The organism is Paenibacillus sp. J31P190, assembly GCF_059692075.1.
In genome coordinates this window covers 1-16,056 of sequence record NZ_JCAUAS010000025.1, presented here as the reverse complement: position 1 = coordinate 16,056, position 16,056 = coordinate 1, and the positions used below count along the sequence as shown (strand labels likewise).

The 16,056-nt window shown below is 46.7% G+C and carries 24 protein-coding genes; 12 read left to right on the top strand and 12 right to left on the bottom strand.

Features of this window, described 5'->3' with window-relative positions; genetic code table 11:
• Positions 1 to 80: 80 nt before the first annotated feature.
• From AC58U0_RS30435 to AC58U0_RS30405, 7 genes are all read left to right on the top strand, one after another.
• A complete protein-coding gene (locus tag AC58U0_RS30435; RefSeq protein WP_497382558.1) occupies positions 81 to 1,103 on the top strand; it encodes a glycosyltransferase family 2 protein in 1,023 nt (340 codons plus the stop codon).
• Between the two features lie 7 nt (positions 1,104 to 1,110).
• Positions 1,111 to 1,557 carry a GtrA family protein gene (locus tag AC58U0_RS30430; RefSeq protein WP_057305062.1) on the top strand — a complete coding sequence of 149 codons (447 nt, stop codon included), beginning with the start codon at positions 1,111 to 1,113 and terminating at the stop codon, positions 1,555 to 1,557.
• Positions 1,558 to 1,577: 20 nt separating this feature from the next.
• Complete coding sequence (locus tag AC58U0_RS30425) at positions 1,578 to 1,871, top strand: alpha/beta-type small acid-soluble spore protein (RefSeq protein ID WP_029199178.1); 294 nt, start codon at positions 1,578 to 1,580, stop codon at positions 1,869 to 1,871.
• 100 nt (positions 1,872 to 1,971) lie between these two features.
• Entirely contained in the window at positions 1,972 to 2,415 is a 444-nt protein-coding gene (locus AC58U0_RS30420; protein ID WP_060645538.1) for an Hsp20/alpha crystallin family protein, read from the top strand.
• 267 nt (positions 2,416 to 2,682) lie between these two features.
• A complete protein-coding gene (locus AC58U0_RS30415; RefSeq protein ID WP_497382557.1) occupies positions 2,683 to 2,901 on the top strand; it encodes a hypothetical protein in 219 nt (72 codons plus the stop codon).
• Positions 2,902 to 2,906: 5 nt separating this feature from the next.
• The gene (locus AC58U0_RS30410; protein ID WP_497382556.1) at positions 2,907 to 3,467 is read left to right on the top strand and encodes a hypothetical protein; all 561 of its coding nucleotides are present in this window, start codon (positions 2,907 to 2,909) and stop codon (positions 3,465 to 3,467) included.
• A gap of 26 nt (positions 3,468 to 3,493) precedes the next feature.
• Positions 3,494 to 3,829, top strand: a complete 336-nt coding sequence (locus AC58U0_RS30405; protein WP_497382555.1) for a hypothetical protein — start codon at positions 3,494 to 3,496, stop codon at positions 3,827 to 3,829.
• A 22-nt stretch (positions 3,830 to 3,851) separates the two neighbouring features.
• On the opposite strand, the gene AC58U0_RS30400 is transcribed toward AC58U0_RS30405, so the two are convergent.
• The 7 genes from AC58U0_RS30400 to AC58U0_RS30370 form a co-directional block, all read right to left on the bottom strand.
• Positions 3,852 to 4,112, bottom strand: a complete 261-nt coding sequence (locus AC58U0_RS30400; RefSeq protein WP_497382554.1) for a hypothetical protein — start codon at positions 4,110 to 4,112, stop codon at positions 3,852 to 3,854.
• Between the two features lie 19 nt (positions 4,113 to 4,131).
• Positions 4,132 to 4,374, bottom strand: coding sequence for a spore germination protein (locus tag AC58U0_RS30395; RefSeq protein ID WP_497382553.1), 243 nt, complete (start codon positions 4,372 to 4,374; stop codon positions 4,132 to 4,134).
• Between the two features lie 225 nt (positions 4,375 to 4,599).
• The gene (locus AC58U0_RS30390; protein WP_497382552.1) at positions 4,600 to 4,899 is read right to left on the bottom strand and encodes a hypothetical protein; all 300 of its coding nucleotides are present in this window, start codon (positions 4,897 to 4,899) and stop codon (positions 4,600 to 4,602) included.
• Positions 4,900 to 5,184: 285 nt separating this feature from the next.
• Positions 5,185 to 5,409 (bottom strand): DUF1128 domain-containing protein, encoded by a 225-nt coding sequence (locus tag AC58U0_RS30385; RefSeq protein ID WP_057305055.1) that lies wholly within the window; start codon positions 5,407 to 5,409, stop codon positions 5,185 to 5,187.
• 112 nt (positions 5,410 to 5,521) lie between these two features.
• Positions 5,522 to 6,163 (bottom strand): TetR/AcrR family transcriptional regulator, encoded by a 642-nt coding sequence (locus AC58U0_RS30380; protein WP_497382551.1) that lies wholly within the window; start codon positions 6,161 to 6,163, stop codon positions 5,522 to 5,524.
• Positions 6,164 to 6,226: 63 nt separating this feature from the next.
• Positions 6,227 to 6,868, bottom strand: coding sequence for a YigZ family protein (locus AC58U0_RS30375; protein WP_497382550.1), 642 nt, complete (start codon positions 6,866 to 6,868; stop codon positions 6,227 to 6,229).
• Positions 6,869 to 7,036: 168 nt separating this feature from the next.
• Positions 7,037 to 8,392: a glucose-6-phosphate isomerase gene (locus AC58U0_RS30370; RefSeq protein ID WP_057305052.1), complete on the bottom strand. Its 1,356-nt coding sequence runs from the start codon at positions 8,390 to 8,392 to the stop codon at positions 7,037 to 7,039.
• A 202-nt stretch (positions 8,393 to 8,594) separates the two neighbouring features.
• Between AC58U0_RS30370 and AC58U0_RS30365 the strand changes: the two genes are divergently transcribed.
• Together AC58U0_RS30365 and AC58U0_RS30360 are read left to right on the top strand one after the other, a co-directional pair.
• Positions 8,595 to 9,878, top strand: coding sequence for an NAD(P)-binding domain-containing protein (locus AC58U0_RS30365; protein WP_497382549.1), 1,284 nt, complete (start codon positions 8,595 to 8,597; stop codon positions 9,876 to 9,878).
• Positions 9,879 to 10,323: 445 nt separating this feature from the next.
• Positions 10,324 to 10,875 (top strand): DNA-binding response regulator, encoded by a 552-nt coding sequence (locus AC58U0_RS30360; protein ID WP_497382548.1) that lies wholly within the window; start codon positions 10,324 to 10,326, stop codon positions 10,873 to 10,875.
• Positions 10,876 to 11,211: 336 nt separating this feature from the next.
• Here the strand turns inward: AC58U0_RS30360 and AC58U0_RS30355 are convergent, their stop codons facing one another.
• The 5 genes from AC58U0_RS30355 to AC58U0_RS30335 all read right to left on the bottom strand — a co-directional run bounded on the left by AC58U0_RS30355 (position 11,212) and on the right by AC58U0_RS30335 (position 14,078).
• Complete coding sequence (locus tag AC58U0_RS30355) at positions 11,212 to 11,790, bottom strand: glycoside hydrolase family 73 protein (protein WP_497382547.1); 579 nt, start codon at positions 11,788 to 11,790, stop codon at positions 11,212 to 11,214.
• The gene (locus AC58U0_RS30350; protein WP_497382546.1) at positions 11,787 to 12,185 is read right to left on the bottom strand and encodes a phage holin family protein; all 399 of its coding nucleotides are present in this window, start codon (positions 12,183 to 12,185) and stop codon (positions 11,787 to 11,789) included. Before AC58U0_RS30350 ends, AC58U0_RS30355 begins: the two co-directional genes overlap by 4 nt.
• 105 nt (positions 12,186 to 12,290) lie before the next feature.
• Positions 12,291 to 12,425, bottom strand: coding sequence for a hypothetical protein (locus tag AC58U0_RS30345; RefSeq protein ID WP_497382545.1), 135 nt, complete (start codon positions 12,423 to 12,425; stop codon positions 12,291 to 12,293).
• A 32-nt stretch (positions 12,426 to 12,457) separates the two neighbouring features.
• Complete coding sequence (locus tag AC58U0_RS30340; protein ID WP_497382544.1) at positions 12,458 to 13,270, bottom strand: minor capsid protein; 813 nt, start codon at positions 13,268 to 13,270, stop codon at positions 12,458 to 12,460.
• A gap of 388 nt (positions 13,271 to 13,658) precedes the next feature.
• Positions 13,659 to 14,078, bottom strand: coding sequence for an ArpU family phage packaging/lysis transcriptional regulator (locus AC58U0_RS30335; RefSeq protein WP_497382543.1), 420 nt, complete (start codon positions 14,076 to 14,078; stop codon positions 13,659 to 13,661).
• Positions 14,079 to 14,243: 165 nt separating this feature from the next.
• Here AC58U0_RS30335 and AC58U0_RS30330 point away from each other — a divergent pair, with 165 nt between their 5' ends.
• The 3 genes from AC58U0_RS30330 to AC58U0_RS30320 all read left to right on the top strand — a co-directional run bounded on the left by AC58U0_RS30330 (position 14,244) and on the right by AC58U0_RS30320 (position 15,721).
• Positions 14,244 to 14,651, top strand: coding sequence for a helix-turn-helix domain-containing protein (locus tag AC58U0_RS30330; protein WP_497382542.1), 408 nt, complete (start codon positions 14,244 to 14,246; stop codon positions 14,649 to 14,651).
• Between the two features lie 187 nt (positions 14,652 to 14,838).
• Positions 14,839 to 15,354 carry an ImmA/IrrE family metallo-endopeptidase gene (locus AC58U0_RS30325; RefSeq protein WP_497382541.1) on the top strand — a complete coding sequence of 172 codons (516 nt, stop codon included), beginning with the start codon at positions 14,839 to 14,841 and terminating at the stop codon, positions 15,352 to 15,354.
• Complete coding sequence (locus tag AC58U0_RS30320) at positions 15,347 to 15,721, top strand: hypothetical protein (RefSeq protein WP_497382540.1); 375 nt, start codon at positions 15,347 to 15,349, stop codon at positions 15,719 to 15,721. The genes AC58U0_RS30325 and AC58U0_RS30320 overlap by 8 nt, the downstream gene beginning before the upstream one ends.
• Positions 15,722 to 16,056: the final 335 nt, after the last annotated feature.

Genomic DNA, 16,056 nt, shown 5'->3' with positions numbered 1-16,056 from the left:
ATTTTCGTTAAAAATTAATATTTTACATACATTACGATATAATGAAAGCCATATATCATCCTTTTAATCCCCTTTTCAGAATGGAGACGAGAATTGTGGTTTATCCCGTTTTGACCATTGTGGTCCCCTGTTATAACGAAGAAGAAGTACTCCCAGAAACGGTATTCCAACTTACGAACGTATTACAAACTCTCATCTCTGATAAATTAATTGCCACCGCAAGCACAGTGCTGTTTGTCGACGATGGCAGCAAGGATGCAACTTGGACGCTTATTGAGCGGTTCCATGCCTCCAGTCCCTTTATGACTGGGCTTAAGCTTGCGAAAAATGCCGGGCATCAAAGCGCTTTGCTTGCAGGGCTTATGAAAGCCAAGACCTATTCAGACTGCGTCGTTTCCATTGATGCCGATCTGCAGGATGACACGAATGTCATTCGCGAGTTTATCGTCAAATTCCATGAAGGTTACGATATCGTTTATGGCATACGACAGGATCGCTCAGCCGATACGTTTTTCAAACGAGTCACGGCCCAAGGTTTTTATAAGCTAATGACATCGCTCGGTGTGAAAATTCATTACAATCATGCGGATTTCCGCTTAATGAGCAAGCGTACCCTCGAAAATTTAGAGAAATTTCAAGAGGTCAATTTATTTCTGCGCGGCATGGTGCCTCTACTGGGCTTCCCATCCACTCAGGTCTATTATGACCGTAAAGAGCGTTTTGCCGGAGAATCCAAGTATCCGCTTCGCAAAATGCTGGCATTCGCCTTCGATGGCATCACGTCGTTCAGCGTAACCCCCATTCGCTTCGTCACTATGATGGGTTTCCTCTTATTCGCGTTGAGTGTCGTTGCCGGTTTATACGCAATTATAGGCAAAATCCTCGGTGCGAACGTTACCGGTTGGACATCGCTTATTCTTTCAGTTTGGTTCATTGGGGGCGTTCAGCTTCTCGCTCTCGGCTTAATTGGTGAATACATAGGTAAAATATATAAAGAAGTGAAGCAGCGACCGCTTTTTGTCATTGAGAAAGACTTGACAGCAACTGGACAGGATCAGGAAGCGGTTCATCCTCCATCCACCCAAGTAAGCTCAACTCGGTGATCGTACAATGAGCCGGATAAAAGCTTTGTTGACTAGCAGCTTCGCGCGCTTCTTACTTGTCGGTCTGTTCAATACGTTAGTTGGTCTGTCAGCCAGCTTTGCTTTCTTTAATCTGCTGCACCTGAATTATTGGATATCCACTTTCGCAGGAAATACCTTAGGCGCGATAGTAAGCTACACGCTGAATCGTACATTTACGTTTCGTTCCAATGTCAGCGTCGGCAGCAGTTGGTGGAAATTTGCTGTTGTTATTTTGAGCTGTTATGGCCTTTCTTATGGGCTAAGTTGGGCGCTTGCTGAAGCGGCAAGGTCTGTCATGCCATCCATGCAGGCAGATTGGCTGCACAATGCTGCCATTTTGGTTGGGAATGGCTTGTATACGATTGGCAATTATTTGGGACATAAATATTTTACCTTCCGTACTCATGGTACGGAGAACCCCAGGGCATCCTAATCACTAAGAGGTGATGCCTAATGGCACGAAGAAGAAGCAACCGGGCCATCGTGCCCGGATCGGAACACGGCCTTGGACTGCTCAAGGCTCAAGTCATGAAGAATCAGGGATATAATGTCAACCCAGAACGACCTGATCTCGTTAAATACGAAGTAGCCCGAACGCTTGGCGTTCCCCTTCAGCAAGGCTACAACGGGCAGCTTAGCTCGGAAGACGCGGGCAAGGTCGGAGGTCCGATTGGAGGGGCCATGGTGCGTGAGCTCGTGCGCATGGCGCAGCAGCAGCTCGCCAATCAGCGGCCACCGCAGCGATAGGTTCATGCTAGACAGCCATATTCCGCCGCGGGTGTACATAAACTAGTAGCAAGCTGCTCGCAGCGCTACTTTCTATGTAGAAGTCAGGTGATGATGGCCGATGAATCCCCCAGGCAACCGAACGCCTAAGCCCGATTGGAAAGGGCTGTCGGCGCAAGCCGGCGATGTGCTGGGCCCCGAATTCTGGCAGGATATTGCCAGTATCATCCCGCTAACCGGGCCAAGAGTCGATATGTATGAGACATCGCAGGAACTCGTTGTTGTGGCTGAAGTTCCCGGATTGTCTTCGCCCGAGCAGATTCAGCTTTCTTTCCGTGACCAATCGCTGCTCATGCGCGGGATGCTCGTTCGGCCCTACCAAGTACTTGATGAGCAAATGCGGTTGTCCGAGCGATTCTTTGGCGCATTCGAGAGAGCTTTCCGCCTACCCGGTAACGCTATGACCGATCAAATGCGGGCGCAGTATCATAACGGTTTGCTTATCATTCGTATCCCGCTTGCTCCTCCGGATGGAGAGAAAGTTATTCCGATACAGTTCACGTAATGAGTACACTGTGAACCTAATAAAGATTACCCTCTAACTGGCCTTACTGGCCGATTGGTTGGTAATCTTTTTCAGTAGATAAGAAAGTATAAGTTTTATTACACTTCGCGTCATCAGTCTTGACAAACGCGCTCGTCCCTGAAGGACGACGGAGTCGTTTATCCTTGTATCCATAAATTAATCTTTAACAAAAAGAGAAATGAATCTCCCTTTGTCCCCATATAAATAAAAGAGATCGTTCGGAAATGCAGGATTGGAGGGATTACTGTGGTGCGCATACAATTTCAATCTATTCATATTGATGGAATCACGGAAACATCCAGTGTGAATAGGGGTACAAATCGGATCATTGGAAGGCGTCATTCCGAGAAGATTAATCAGGGGCTCGGGGAAATAAGCGGAGAGCACAATGTTGTTCTAGGTGGCAAGCATACTGTCCAAGATGGCGACACCTTTGATGTTAAACCATCTACACGGAAGAGCTGAGATTAATGATGTGGTTTCAAAAAAAGAAAACGTCCCCGCCCAAAGCGCAGCCAACTACAGGAACAACTACAGCGAAAGAATCAACCCCAGCTAGTTCTGCTAGCTCTAGAGCTAGTTCTGGCGCTAGTCTTGGAGCTAGATCAGAAGTTAAAGCTGGAGCCACGTCTCCCGTTCATGATCAACATGTACAGCAATTAGAACGGCGTCTACGTAAATTGGAAGAAGAATTAGCTGATCTTACTGCCAAACACCCGAAGATACATATAGATACCCTGCATATTCATCAACCCGTTTTAGAAAACTTAACCTTTCGGTTGGATCATCTCGATATCAAGGAACTAAGCGGTTCTTTGAATTTAGGTAACAATTTCGGCGCCAAGCCAAGTGAGAAAAGTGCGCCGGTTGATGAAGCTTTTAAACGTGCTCAAGTGTCAAAAAAAAGTAAGACCGTCGGCTCTCGTACAGCAGCTGAAGGTGTAGAAGCTGATTCACAAGCTGCAGCCGCTCCGAAAACCGAGCGAACCGCAACCGGATATAAATACACACCACCGCAGTCCAAATCGTAAAGAGGTGATACAAGGTGTCTTCCTTCATGTCCCCAACATTCATTATCGGCTCAATCCGCATCGGATCGGTACAAAGCGCATCCTGTCTCAATATGGGCAATAATTGGCCGACTGATTTTCAAAGCAATCAGAAAACGGTCCAAGGCTTTGGCGCTGTCGAAGGCGACAACAATCAGTTAGTTGGAACGCGTTCTATGCTCAACGACTCCGATTTCCTTGATATGCTCAACATCGGCGATAACGAAACGCCCGATTGGCTGCAGGACATGATCGCCAATCAGGCTAGGACGTCCGGCTTTACCCCTGCTCCCGCCAGCCCGCAGGCCGAACATACGACAAATGCTCCACAAACTGCTGAGTAGAGCAGCTGCGGAGCATTCTTTTTTATACTCGGCCAATGATCAAGTCCCCTTTGGTATAAGGTGCATCGATGATGTCATTATCGTAAACCGTGTTGATATTATAAAGCACGTAATTATGATCACCGTTTATTTCTCCAAGGCCGAGGTTCCCTTTCCCGCTTGTAGACCAATTCACTTGTGTGTTGGTGCCGATAAAAATACCTGATGCCTCGGCTATGGAATTTACATGGATAGAATCAAATTCAATGAGCGCCGGCTCTAGTGGGCACGGTAATTTCAACATGGTTTCACCCACCATTCAACTATACTTGGTTAGTGACAGCTGGTTTAAAATCTTGATCATTAATTGGTGAATCAATAAAGTCGTTGTCATAGATGAAATTAATAATATTGGCAGAGACGGAATTGCCTACCCATTGACCGGTACCGTAATTGTTTTTGCTGTGTGAATCCCAGCTGGATTGCGCATTCTCACCGATCCCGATGGTTGCATTCGTATTCTGGTTGTTAATATTAATCATATTAAAAACGATGGAACTCGGCACACTGCTCACTCCCTGTCATTGAATAACTTCAGCTTCATCAGCCAGCCTGAGGGACTTTGGCCGGACACCTGCATGTTAGCCTATTCATCCAGAGCTGATATGGTGCCATAAACTTCAAGCTCCCTTGATACACAAGGTTAAACGACTCCGTCGTCCTTCTGGGACGAGCGCATCTACTGAAAAAAGACCCTTTCCCAAATTCGGGAAAGAGTCTCATTTAGAACCTTACCACCAGAGTCCTGGACCACCGAAGCCACCATACGGATAACCGCCATAACCAAAGCCAGGGCCATATCCAAATCCACCATAAGCATATGGTGCTGTACCAATCGCTAATAGGTCAAACAAAACCAAAGGAATAATGGCTTTGACTTGAACCTTTTTGCCTTTTTGTGGAGCAACAATCAACGTGTTACCGCTGATCCGCACCAATTTACCAGTTACTTGAGTTCCGTCTTTCTTAAGAGCCACGATATTTTTCCCGACCAATTTCCGAACGTCGTCTTTACGAATTTTGGATGCCACGAACGTCCACCTCCTTCAGCTACCAGAGATACATTGCTCTACAGTGTACGGCTGTGTAGGTAATATCGCTTGGATAGCTGTCCATTCTCCTGTAAAAATACGCAGTTGTCCCTCTTTCTGTTCAACCAAGGATAAACGACTCCGTCGTCCTTCTGGGACGAGCGCGTTTGTCAAGACTGATGACGCGAAGTGTAATAAAACTTATACTTTCTTATCTACGCAAAAAAATTGCCGCATCTCCAGCCCTAAGGCCAAGATAACGACAATTTTATGGATAAAAAGTGCTTATGCTTTACGAATCTTTCCAAGCTCTGTGGTAATCGCATCAATTTCGCTAATGCTGAAATTTTCTTTGCTGACGACCAAGTCATATAAGTCCTTCAAGTCCTCATATACTTCCTGCTTGACGTTCGAGGCTTTAATCGACCCACCGGTAGCCATGCGAAGCTTTCTCTTAATTTCTTCAAACATATATTCCACGTTTTCTTCCGACCAAATGTTCAAATCCATAGCTTTATATTCTTCCTTCCTCTAAGCGCGTGTGCCACATTAAGGAGCAAGCTCCCCTTCTGTTATTCTAAAGCACTTATCGGATGTTGTAAAATGAATTCCATTGACTGATTTACGCAGATTCTGTATTGACAAGTGTCACTAGCGGACGCTGCTGTTCATAGGAATCTAAATCTAAGCTGACACAGATGAGGCGGATATGCTCTTCAGCCAGTTTCCGCGCTTCCTCATAGGATTGTTTAAACTGAATGCAGTAGGAGATGAGGCCATGTAAGGACATAAACAAATTCCACGGAAGTGTGAACTTCCTGCTCTCGGCTCCCGGCTGATCGGCCACCACTTGACGGATCACAATAGCAAACATTTCCAAGGATTGTGCTTGCTCTGTTCGCGAATATTGCTGCAGCTCCGGTTCGTTAATCATGAACATCATTTCGTAATGATGCGGATTGTTCAAACCAAACCAGACGAACTCCATCATCAACTTTTGAAGCAGATTCACGCTAAACCCTTGCTCACGAACAATCATTTCCCGCTGACGCTGTACTAATTCGGAGAAATCTTCCTTAATTAACGCATAAAACAGTTCAGCTTTCTCATTAAAATGGTAGTATAACGCACCATGGCTGTACCCCATTGCTTTAGCGATGCTGCGCATCGTTAAAGCGCGATAGCCGAAAGTAGCGAATAATTCCCGCGCTTCCGCAAGTATTCGTTCTCTGCTAAGCTCTTGCGCGACTGCTTTCCTAGCCATTCCTATCCCTCCGCATCCTTAGCTTCTCTATGAAATTAGTTGTGCCTTGTAACCCGAGCCTGCCTATTCCGGCAAGCTCTTATGAATCATGTATTCGTTCTCTCCTGCGATAACAATGCCTTGACCTTGTGTGAAATCAGTTGCCCAGTTGATAAATGCTTCCGCTGCCGCTGTCAAAGGATAACATGCCACAGTCACTCTATCCGTAAACTGAATGTCTCCTAGGAGCATCCCCTGACTTCTCAGCTCGTTCTCGAGTTTGCCATACCACGTATAGTCAACCTCAATCAGCACTTGCTGATGATTGACTTTATAAATTGGCTGTCCTGCTTCAATGCCTACCACGGCTCCATCCGTATAAGCTCGAATGAGTCCGCCCGCGCCAAGCATGATGCCGCCGAAATAACGGGTAACGACAATAACGATATTCTTAAGTCCTTGATGCTTAATCACTTCCAGAATCGGCTTTCCTGCTGTACCGCTCGGTTCCCCATCATCAGATTGCTTCTGAATCTGATCCCTTTCTCCGATGACATAGGCGCTGCAGTTATGTGTGGCCGACCTGTGTTCCTTCTTGATAGCTTCAATAAATAGGGTAGCTTCTTCTTCTGACTCTACCGGTTTGGCATGACCGATGAAACGCGACTTCTTGATGATGATTTCCGACGATCCGTACGATTGGATAGTTTTGAAATGTGCTAGCATAGCCGACCTTTCTTGGTAGAAGGAAACATCTGTTTCATTATATTCTACACACATCCTTTGACTTCGACAATATAGAAAGAAAATTTACCACATAAATAATGGAAATTTTCGATGGAAAAAACGACCAATCCGATAGGATTGATCGTTTTTTTTGCTTGGCATTATGAATTAATTCTGCAAGCGTGCTTCGAGCTCCGCTTTTTCCTTCTCATAACCCGGTTTGCCTAAGAGGGCAAACATGTTCTTTTTATAAGCTTCAACGCCTGGTTGGTCAAAAGGATTCACACCCATCAGGTAACCGCTGATACCGCATGCTTTTTCGAAGAAATACACCATATATCCGAACGAGTAAGGCGTCATATCCGGCAGCGTTACGATCAGGTTCGGTACGTTACCGTCTGTGTGAGCAAGCATCGTACCTTGGAAAGCTTTCTTATTCACGAAATCCATCGTTTTCCCGCTCAGGAAGTTGAGTCCATCCAAATCATCGGGATCTGTGCCAATTGTAATATGGTCAGCCACTTGATCAACTTGAATGACCGTTTCAAACAGAATCCGGTTGCCATCTTGAACGAACTGACCCATGGAATGCAAATCCGTCGAGAAGTCTACCGATGCAGGATAAATACCTTTGTAATCTTTTCCTTCGCTTTCACCGAACAACTGCTTCCACCATTCCGATACGAAATGCAGGGAAGGCTCGTAGTTAACGAGAATTTCGATCGTTTTCCCTTTACGGTAAAGTGAATTTCGAACAGCAGCGTATTGATAAGCTTGATTCTCACTCAACTTAGGATTGGAGAATTCATGCTGCGCATCTGCAGCGCCTTTCATAATCGCTTCAACATCAATACCCGCTGTCGCGATTGGCAATAAACCAACAGCTGTTAATACCGAATAACGTCCGCCTACATCATCTGGAATGACAAAGGTTTCGTAACCTTCTGCTGTAGCGAGTGTTTTGAGTGCACCCTTCTCTTGATCCGTTGTAGCATAGATACGTTTGCGCGCAGCTTCTTTCCCATATTTCTTCTCTAACAACTCACGGAAAATACGGAAAGCAATCGCTGGCTCTGTCGTCGTACCCGACTTCGAGATCACGTTCACAGAGAAATCTTTGCCTTCAAGCAATTGAAGCAAATGAGTAACATATGTAGAGCTGATGTTATTTCCTACGAAATAAATCTCAGGCGTCTTACGTTTATCTTTTGGCAAAATATTATAGAAAGAATGAGACAACATCTCTAGCGCCGCGCGTGCGCCCAAATAGGAACCGCCGATACCGATAACAACAAGCGCCTCGGAGTCGGATTGAATTTGTTTAGCGGAAGCCTGAATACGAGCAAATTCCTCACGATTATAATTCTCAGGAAGATCAACCCATCCTAAATAATCGGAACCTGCACCCGTTTTGTTATGCAGCTGTTCATGCGCTAGCTCTACTTGAGCCGCCAAATAATCAACCTCATGCTGGGATAAAAAGGATAGTGCTTTACTGTAATCAAATTGTAGTTTCTTACTCACTATGCTCGCCTCCATCTCTATTTTTTTCCTTTTCCTAGCATACTTATTTGCCTGTCCAAAAGCAAGTAAGCGATCCTATATTGAATGATATTCAACGATGATCGCGTACGCGGAGAGACTTTGGTCGGAGGGCCAAAGATCCCTATAAAGTAATTCACAGGTTATTATTACCATGATAAAATGAATCTAGAGGTGAAGGATCATGAAACGTATAGGCTTTATTGGACTTGGCACTATGGGTAAACCCATGGCTGCTAACCTTATTCAAAAAGGTTTTATGGTAACTGTATATAATCGGACTGCTGAAAAAGCGGACGAGCTAGCCCGTCTTGGTGCTGAAGTGGGTTTGACCCCTGCGGAGGTAGCTCGCGGTTCGGATGTTCTGATTACAATGCTTAGCAATGACGCTTCACTATTTGAAACGTTCTACAGTGAGCAAGGCATTCTGAGTGGCATTCATCCCGCTCTGACGATTATTGACTCCAGTACCGTAGCCCCACAAACAAGTCAAAAGCTGGCTGAGGAGCTCGCAGCGCATTTCGTCGACTTCCTCGACGCGCCTGTCACTGGCAGTAAACCTGCTGCCGAAGCAGGCACACTTACTTTCATGGTCGGCGGCAGCCAAGAAGTGTTCAACGAGCATCAAGATGTATTCCTCGCACTTGGCAGCAAAGCACTTTACCTCGGGCCGAGCGGCTCCGGTTCGTATGCCAAGCTTGCCCACAACACGATGGTGGGCATTAATTTAGCTGGCTTAGCCGAAGGCTTATCCATTGCGGTTAAAGCAGGTGTGAACCCTGCTCAATTCCTAGAAATTGTTCGCTCCGGCGGAGCGAACAGCAAGATGGTGGAGCTGAAAGGCGATAAGATGATCGATCGCGATTTCAGCAATCAATTCTCCCTGAAGCTGATGCTGAAGGATCTGCAGCTTGCTCAGGAAATAACGGGCAAGTTTCAGCTGCCAACTCCCATATTGCAGTCGGCAACCAACTTATTCCAAATCGGCCTAAGTAAAGGCCTGGGTGAAGAAGATTTGAGCTCCGTCATTCAGTGTTATGAAGAATGGATGGGGCAGCAGGTCGTTCGACCTAGCGAGCCTGTCGTCGCTGCAGAGAAGCCGGCATCGCCGCTTTCTGGCCGCGAACGCCGCCGGAACACGCGCGTGAAGCTGGACATTAGCCTGAAGCTGTCCATTTACCAGTGGGAGCAGGAAGGTTCCTTCTCCGGCCAAAACATCGACGGCACCCTCTTCGACTTGTCCGAGAGCGGACTGCAGATCACATCTGCCGCCCCGCTTGCGCCGGACATGTTCATCGTCATCCACTTCCCGCAGGAAGCAGAGCTGCCGCCAATCACCGCTCGCGTGATTCGCATCGAGCCTGACGGCCGCAACTTCCGTTATGGCTGCATGCTTTCAGCGTTGCCGCCTTATGTGCGAATTAAGCTGGAGCAGTATATTGAGGATCATATTGCTTATGCAATGTAGGATTTAAATTTTCCCTGCTCCTAGCTGTGGGGAATTCAACCAAAGAGATTACATCTACACTGACGCGTGAAGAACATGCCGTCTTTCCCTTTTGGGAGAGGCGGTATTTTTGATTTCCAGGGAGGTCGGGACTTCACTTCACTTCACTTCACTTCACTTCACTTCACTTCACTTCACATACCACGCTAGACCAAATTGCACTGCACTGCACTACATTGCACTACACTACACTACACTACACTACACTACACCAGGCCAGGCCAAACCACAGCTCAGCTTAAAGTTGAACATAGCGAGAAAATAAGAAAAACACTTTATAGTCGGAGGTTGGAATGATGGAGTTTGTAAAGAGCATGAAAACTTTGTAAGATTCCATGAGGAGAAACGCTCAGGAGAGCGACTGCGCCGGTTAAAGGAGGGGCATGGCTATGCGGAAAAACAGTTTATGCAGCATGTCTGGTGGCCCATCATTGGACATTTTCGCTATCTTCATCCCGAGTATGAAGTAAGAGATTTTCAGGACAACACAAGGTTCGTTGACTTTGTTTATCTTCGTCCTCCTCATCAAATTTGTTTCGAGATCGACGGTTACGGACCACATGCTCGAGATGTTGACCGCTCTCGTTTCGGGGATAACCTGATGCGGCAGAATCAATTGGTTCTGGACGAGTGGAAGGTTTTTCGGTTCTCACTTGATGATATCACCCAGCATCCGCGACGCTGCCAACAAGTCGTCCTCAACATCATGGCACGATGGTATAGCGATCAAACTCAACATATACTCACACATCGAGAAAAAGAAATTGCTTGTTTAGCTGCGAGTACTCTAGATCCGCTTAAACCGCATGTAGTTGCTGAGCATCTAGGCATCCGAGTTGAGCACGCACGAAAGTGGCTTCATAGCCTACACAGCAAAGGCATAATAATGCCAGCCAGTGGGGAACAGAGAATTCGGTCATATATCCTGGATCCTGCAGGGCGGAAGTTGTTCGTTTAGGCTAAATTAGAGGGGTGGCCGCTGAAATTGGTGGGTGATCCCACGGAACCCCAGAATAGAAGTCTTTTGGGACTTCTATTTGTGCCAATTCTAGGGTTTAAGTGAAAATAGAAGCTTCTAGAGACTTCTATTTGTTAAAAAATCAGTACCAAGTTGGAATATCTGTGCAAATAAGAGTCTTTTGAGGCTTCTATTTGCCTCCGACGAAGAGAAAATGACAAAATAAGAGTCCCTAGGGACTCTTATTTTGGTTTCGAACTGAAGAGTTATTAGCATTTTACGTGGTAAGTCAGCAATTTGAAGTTATCGAATCGTTGTTCAGAATTCAGCAGCTTACTACTGCCCAGACACTATCCTAAGCTCGTCAGCCAAACGGTGAAATTCCACTCTAGCTTCTGCATCCTCTGTGCTCATCCAAGCAGCGGACAAGAAATTAATAATCTTATTGGCATCATCAGAACTCATCATATACCCCCTTACCTCCTTTATCTGATCAAAACGAGTTAGCTCACTCCCTTCAATAATCCGAATCAGCTTGTCCGCATACTGCGGATCTGTTGCATAACCTGCGCGCTGCAGCTCTTGACTTGCGCACCTGTAGTCTCGCTCATTGAGAACTTTAGCGTATCTGGGATTGCCTGCAAGTAGCAGCGAATGATCGCGAACGCTATCGCACCAGCTGTCGTACACACGAAAGCCGCCTACAATTTGTATCCACTTGCCGTTTATGAATTCCTGCGTTACTTGCTGCTGCCCACTTCCCTTGATCCCAAACAAATTATTACCGGGAGCTGAGCGACCCCAGCCACTTTCCAGAATAGCCTGCGCGATAGTAACACTCGCTAAAATACCAAACTCCCGCATATCCGCTTGTGCAGCTGGAGCTAATTGATCAATAAAGCTTTCTTTGCTCATAACCCTTCCTCCTTGCCTCGAAGCACTTGAATCATCTGCTTCATAAAGCTGGGCAGCGGCAGCCCTAATCGTCCATAATTTTCAGTAATCGAAATAAACTCATTCGCCAAGTAAAAATAAATCGCTCCCGTCATCATCAGATCTGTATCCATGAGAATATCCATGCGATGCGCCAGCATAATCACAAGCAGCATCAGCCCTTTGCGGGCAAGTCCCCAGTAGCCAACCTGGCTATTAAGCCAACGCTGTTCCTTCATCGAGGCGGCAATGCCCGTTACATAATCGACTAGTATCGCCATGAGAAATAGGCTAAGTAGCTCGTTCCACTCGCCAAAAGCATAGGTTGCGACCCCACCGAGCGTGGCTGAAATCAGATTAAAGCCGATTTGGTTCATTCGTTTTTGCTCCTTTCTGTTGGGACTGGTTGGAGAAGGCTGTCGGGATATTTAGCTTCCTGACAATTCGAACCCTCTCACCTTGTTATGAATGCGATATTTTCTTTACTGACAATTCAACTTAACTGGCTTAGCAACCCCACCATTGATGCCCTGCTCCATTGCGCTTAACGCCGCAGCCTTAATATTCATATCAAAGCTCAGTAAATATCGAACAATCCGTTTGACTCCAAGTTCCATTTGTTATCAATTCCTCTTTGGCATAAGATACTTTAATTATGGACTGTTGCTGTGCCTACGCCCGCTAAGAGAGGTAACGTACCTTGTGGAGCTGTAGCCGCCCCAGTCAAAGTAACGGTTAGCACCCCTGTAGACAAATCCCCTTTTCGAATCGTTACACTGGAATTAATCACCGTTAACCACCTGCTTCCTGCGCCTCCCATTGGCAATATAACTTGTTCAGCCAGTCCCAGCAGTAATAATTGAGCGGCCAACTGATACTCATTTGCCGACCGCGCAGCAATCTGTCCAACGAATTGTTTCACAAGCTGGCAACTACCTCTTGACTCCGACGCACTCTGTACGCTCACACACTGCCACGAGACGCTAGGTCGACATGTGCCGTTGAAACCACGGTATACGCGCCATTGAGAGCCTAAAGCCGCTTCCGTAAATGCGGATATCGCTTTCAGCCAAGTTTCTAGCACAGGCTTTACTTGCCGAAGGATCAGGACAGATTTCATTAGGTATCTGGCTGCCGCATCCTTGTCCTGCACAGCAGGTAGCTCTGTAATTTGCACCGTGTAGGTTTGCCCGTCCACTTCGATAATACCGTCAACTGGATCGAGCAGCTTGTTAATAGCGCTCCAGATGCGATCCTGCGTCCCCACCGGTGTTGTACTTCTCACGTTCAAGCTTAACTTGCGCCAGCTACCCGGCGCATCTAGCTTGAATTCCGCGGTGCCACCAACGTGACTTAGCCAGATGGCCTCATCCGGGGTCTGTGGAACACCATCCACGAACATGTCGCTCCCGAGTGTTCCCGCACCCTCAGACTGAAGATATAGCGCTAGTTGATTTGCCATGTCAATCATTCACTTCTATCGCTTCCTTTCCGCTTACCACAAATTGTTAAGTATTGAGCATTGGTGTTAAGTGTTTTGAAATTCAAAACACTTTTTCTTTTCAAAACGCACACTGTCTAAAAGACCTAACAACTAGTCGTTTCACTCCTTCCATTCGTCCCCTAAGCAGCCCTCACAGATCTGCTCGATCTGGACATTATCCCTTGCATCCTGTTCAGCATTATCACCTCACTCGCTCCTGTACACAACGATCTTACCACGCTGCCAACCTAACGAACTGCCAAAAAGCGGCCAACTTACGGTCACACTCCCCTAGCTGTCTGTATGCCTCTTATATTCGTTTGCTTCCCACATCACATCGCCCTATGCCCCATACCAACACAGCTTCTTATGAAATAATCACCTCTAGCCGCAGCATGTAAGCCAGCTTAGCTATCGCCTTAGCCTTCACTCGGCGATATGTGCGCTCGCTCAAATTCAGCTCATCGAACAGCAAGAAATCAAATAACTTGTCCCTTTGCAAATAACGTTTGCTGATCATTTCCTGCTCAAGTTCATCAAGCAGCAACAACGCCTTCTCTACCTCTGCGCATAAACCAACCAGTTGTTCCTTCGTATCTGCCTGGTACGCAGCTGCCTGCTCCTTCACATTGAGCACCTGACTCGAACCCGAAATCGCTCCTCTCTCTCTCCGCACATACCCGATCAACCGGTACATACGAACCGTTTCGAGTACATCTTCCACCCGCTTGCGCGTTGCCCGGCGATCAATTTGTTCTCGCTCTATGTGTAAAATACGATCTACCATACTCCGACCATCTCCTAAAATTTGACGTTTTGAATTTCTAAACAAATCATACGTCTTCTTGTTTTAAAATTCAACACAAAATGTTTTGAAAATCAAAACTTTCTTGCCGAGCCCTCTTGTTTTTTGTACCACCAACCATTTACAATAGAAACAGGTGATGAAGCGATGAAAGATATGGTGCAATTCGGCATTCGAATCCGGCATTTGCGTCAGCAGAACAATTTCTCCCTTAGAGAACTCGGAGAAAGATCCGGTGTCAGTTATTCGTTTATTAACTCCATAGAAAATAACCGCTTCAACCCATCCAGGGAAACGGTTATCGCCTTAGCTGATGCGCTTCGAAGCGCTGATAAGGACGAGCTTCTATTGCTTGCCGGATTTGCTCCGACGGAAGAAGAGGCGCTAGAAGGACCATTTGGACCGAGCAGTTCCATGGAAGTAGATGATCCTGAAGTCAGCTTATTTTTCAAAGATTTCAAAAATGCGCCCAAAGAGCGACGGGACGAGATGCTCCGCTTCTGGAACTTTATTAAAGAGCAGCAGATGACCCGCAAACCAGACAGTCAGCAGTAACTTATCCTTTTACAATAAAGCCAAGCCCTAACGGGCTTTTCTTTACCTTAAATAAACGAACATATATTCCTATAGCGAGGTGTTTGCCCTGTTCACTCACTACCAAACCACCCCTCTGGAACAATGGGTCGAGACTTTATATCTCCAACATGAGATCACAGAGCCATCTCAGCTTAGCATGACCAATTTGGCTGCTAAACTGCATATTTGGGTTTATGCGATGGATATGAACAGCATGGCTGTCGAAAATAATGGACAATTCAGCATTAACGTAGATCGACGTTTATCTGCCAAGGAGCAGTGGGAAGACTTTCTTCACGAGCTTTGTCATGTGCTTCGCCATTCCGGCAACCAAATGATTATGCCAGATCGCTATGTCGATTGGCAGGAGCAGGACGCAACGGCCTTCCAGCTCTACGCGGCAATACCCATTTCTATGCTTAAGAAACTGCCGCTGCCCGAGCAAAAGAACGAAATGATCGCCCTTCTCTCCGAAGAATTTCAAGTAACCCATCGGCTTGCAGCAGCGCGCATTGAACAAATTCAACGGCGCGTCCTACAAGGCATTTTGGATCATGAATACCAACTATTTACACAAAGCCAAGCTAGCAAGTACAATCCAGACAATTGGTCCGATGCCACTCGTCTTATCATGGACAAGCTGGAGCATCTGAAGCAAAAAGGAGCACCCTCTGATGGCTAAGCTGACTGTTTTTTATGACTTCCACGAAGAGTGCATCCAGCCATTTCTCATGGCGCTGCGTTTTCGGCCTCAAGAGCTGGATTGGAACAAAACTTCGATGTACGTTCCATTAGACGCTCCGTTTCAGCAGCTAAAGATGGAAGAAATCCCAGACTTAGAGGCTGGCATAACTGTTTTGCTGGATGACCTTGTCGTCAATCCACGACACCCCCAATGCATTGGCGTCAGCCTCTCCAGGATTAAACAGCGGCATATTACGCTTCTTAATGACCTTCAATACATCCAGCAGCTATGGATACGCATGAGCGACATCGAAGAAGTGCTGCAGATGGATACCCGCTCTCTCTACCCCTGGTCATCCAATTAAATCCCCCCCCAAAGGCAAATAAGCGCGAAAACCGCGCTTACAGCGAAAGCTCTGCGAGCCGAAGCTCGCGGACAGAGTCCGAGAAGCCGAAAATCGACTTCTCAGCAGACCATCCTGCGCGTCCACGCTGAATAAACGCGGAAAACGCGCTTATTCAAAAGCGCCCGAACACATAAGCGCGAAAACCGCGCTTACAGCGAGAGCTCTGCGAGCCGAAGCTCGCCGACAGAGTCCGAGAAGCCGAAAATCGACTTCTCAGCAGACCATCCTGCGCGTCCACGCTGAATAAACGCGGAAAACGCGCTTATTCAAAAGCGCCCGAACACATAAGCGCG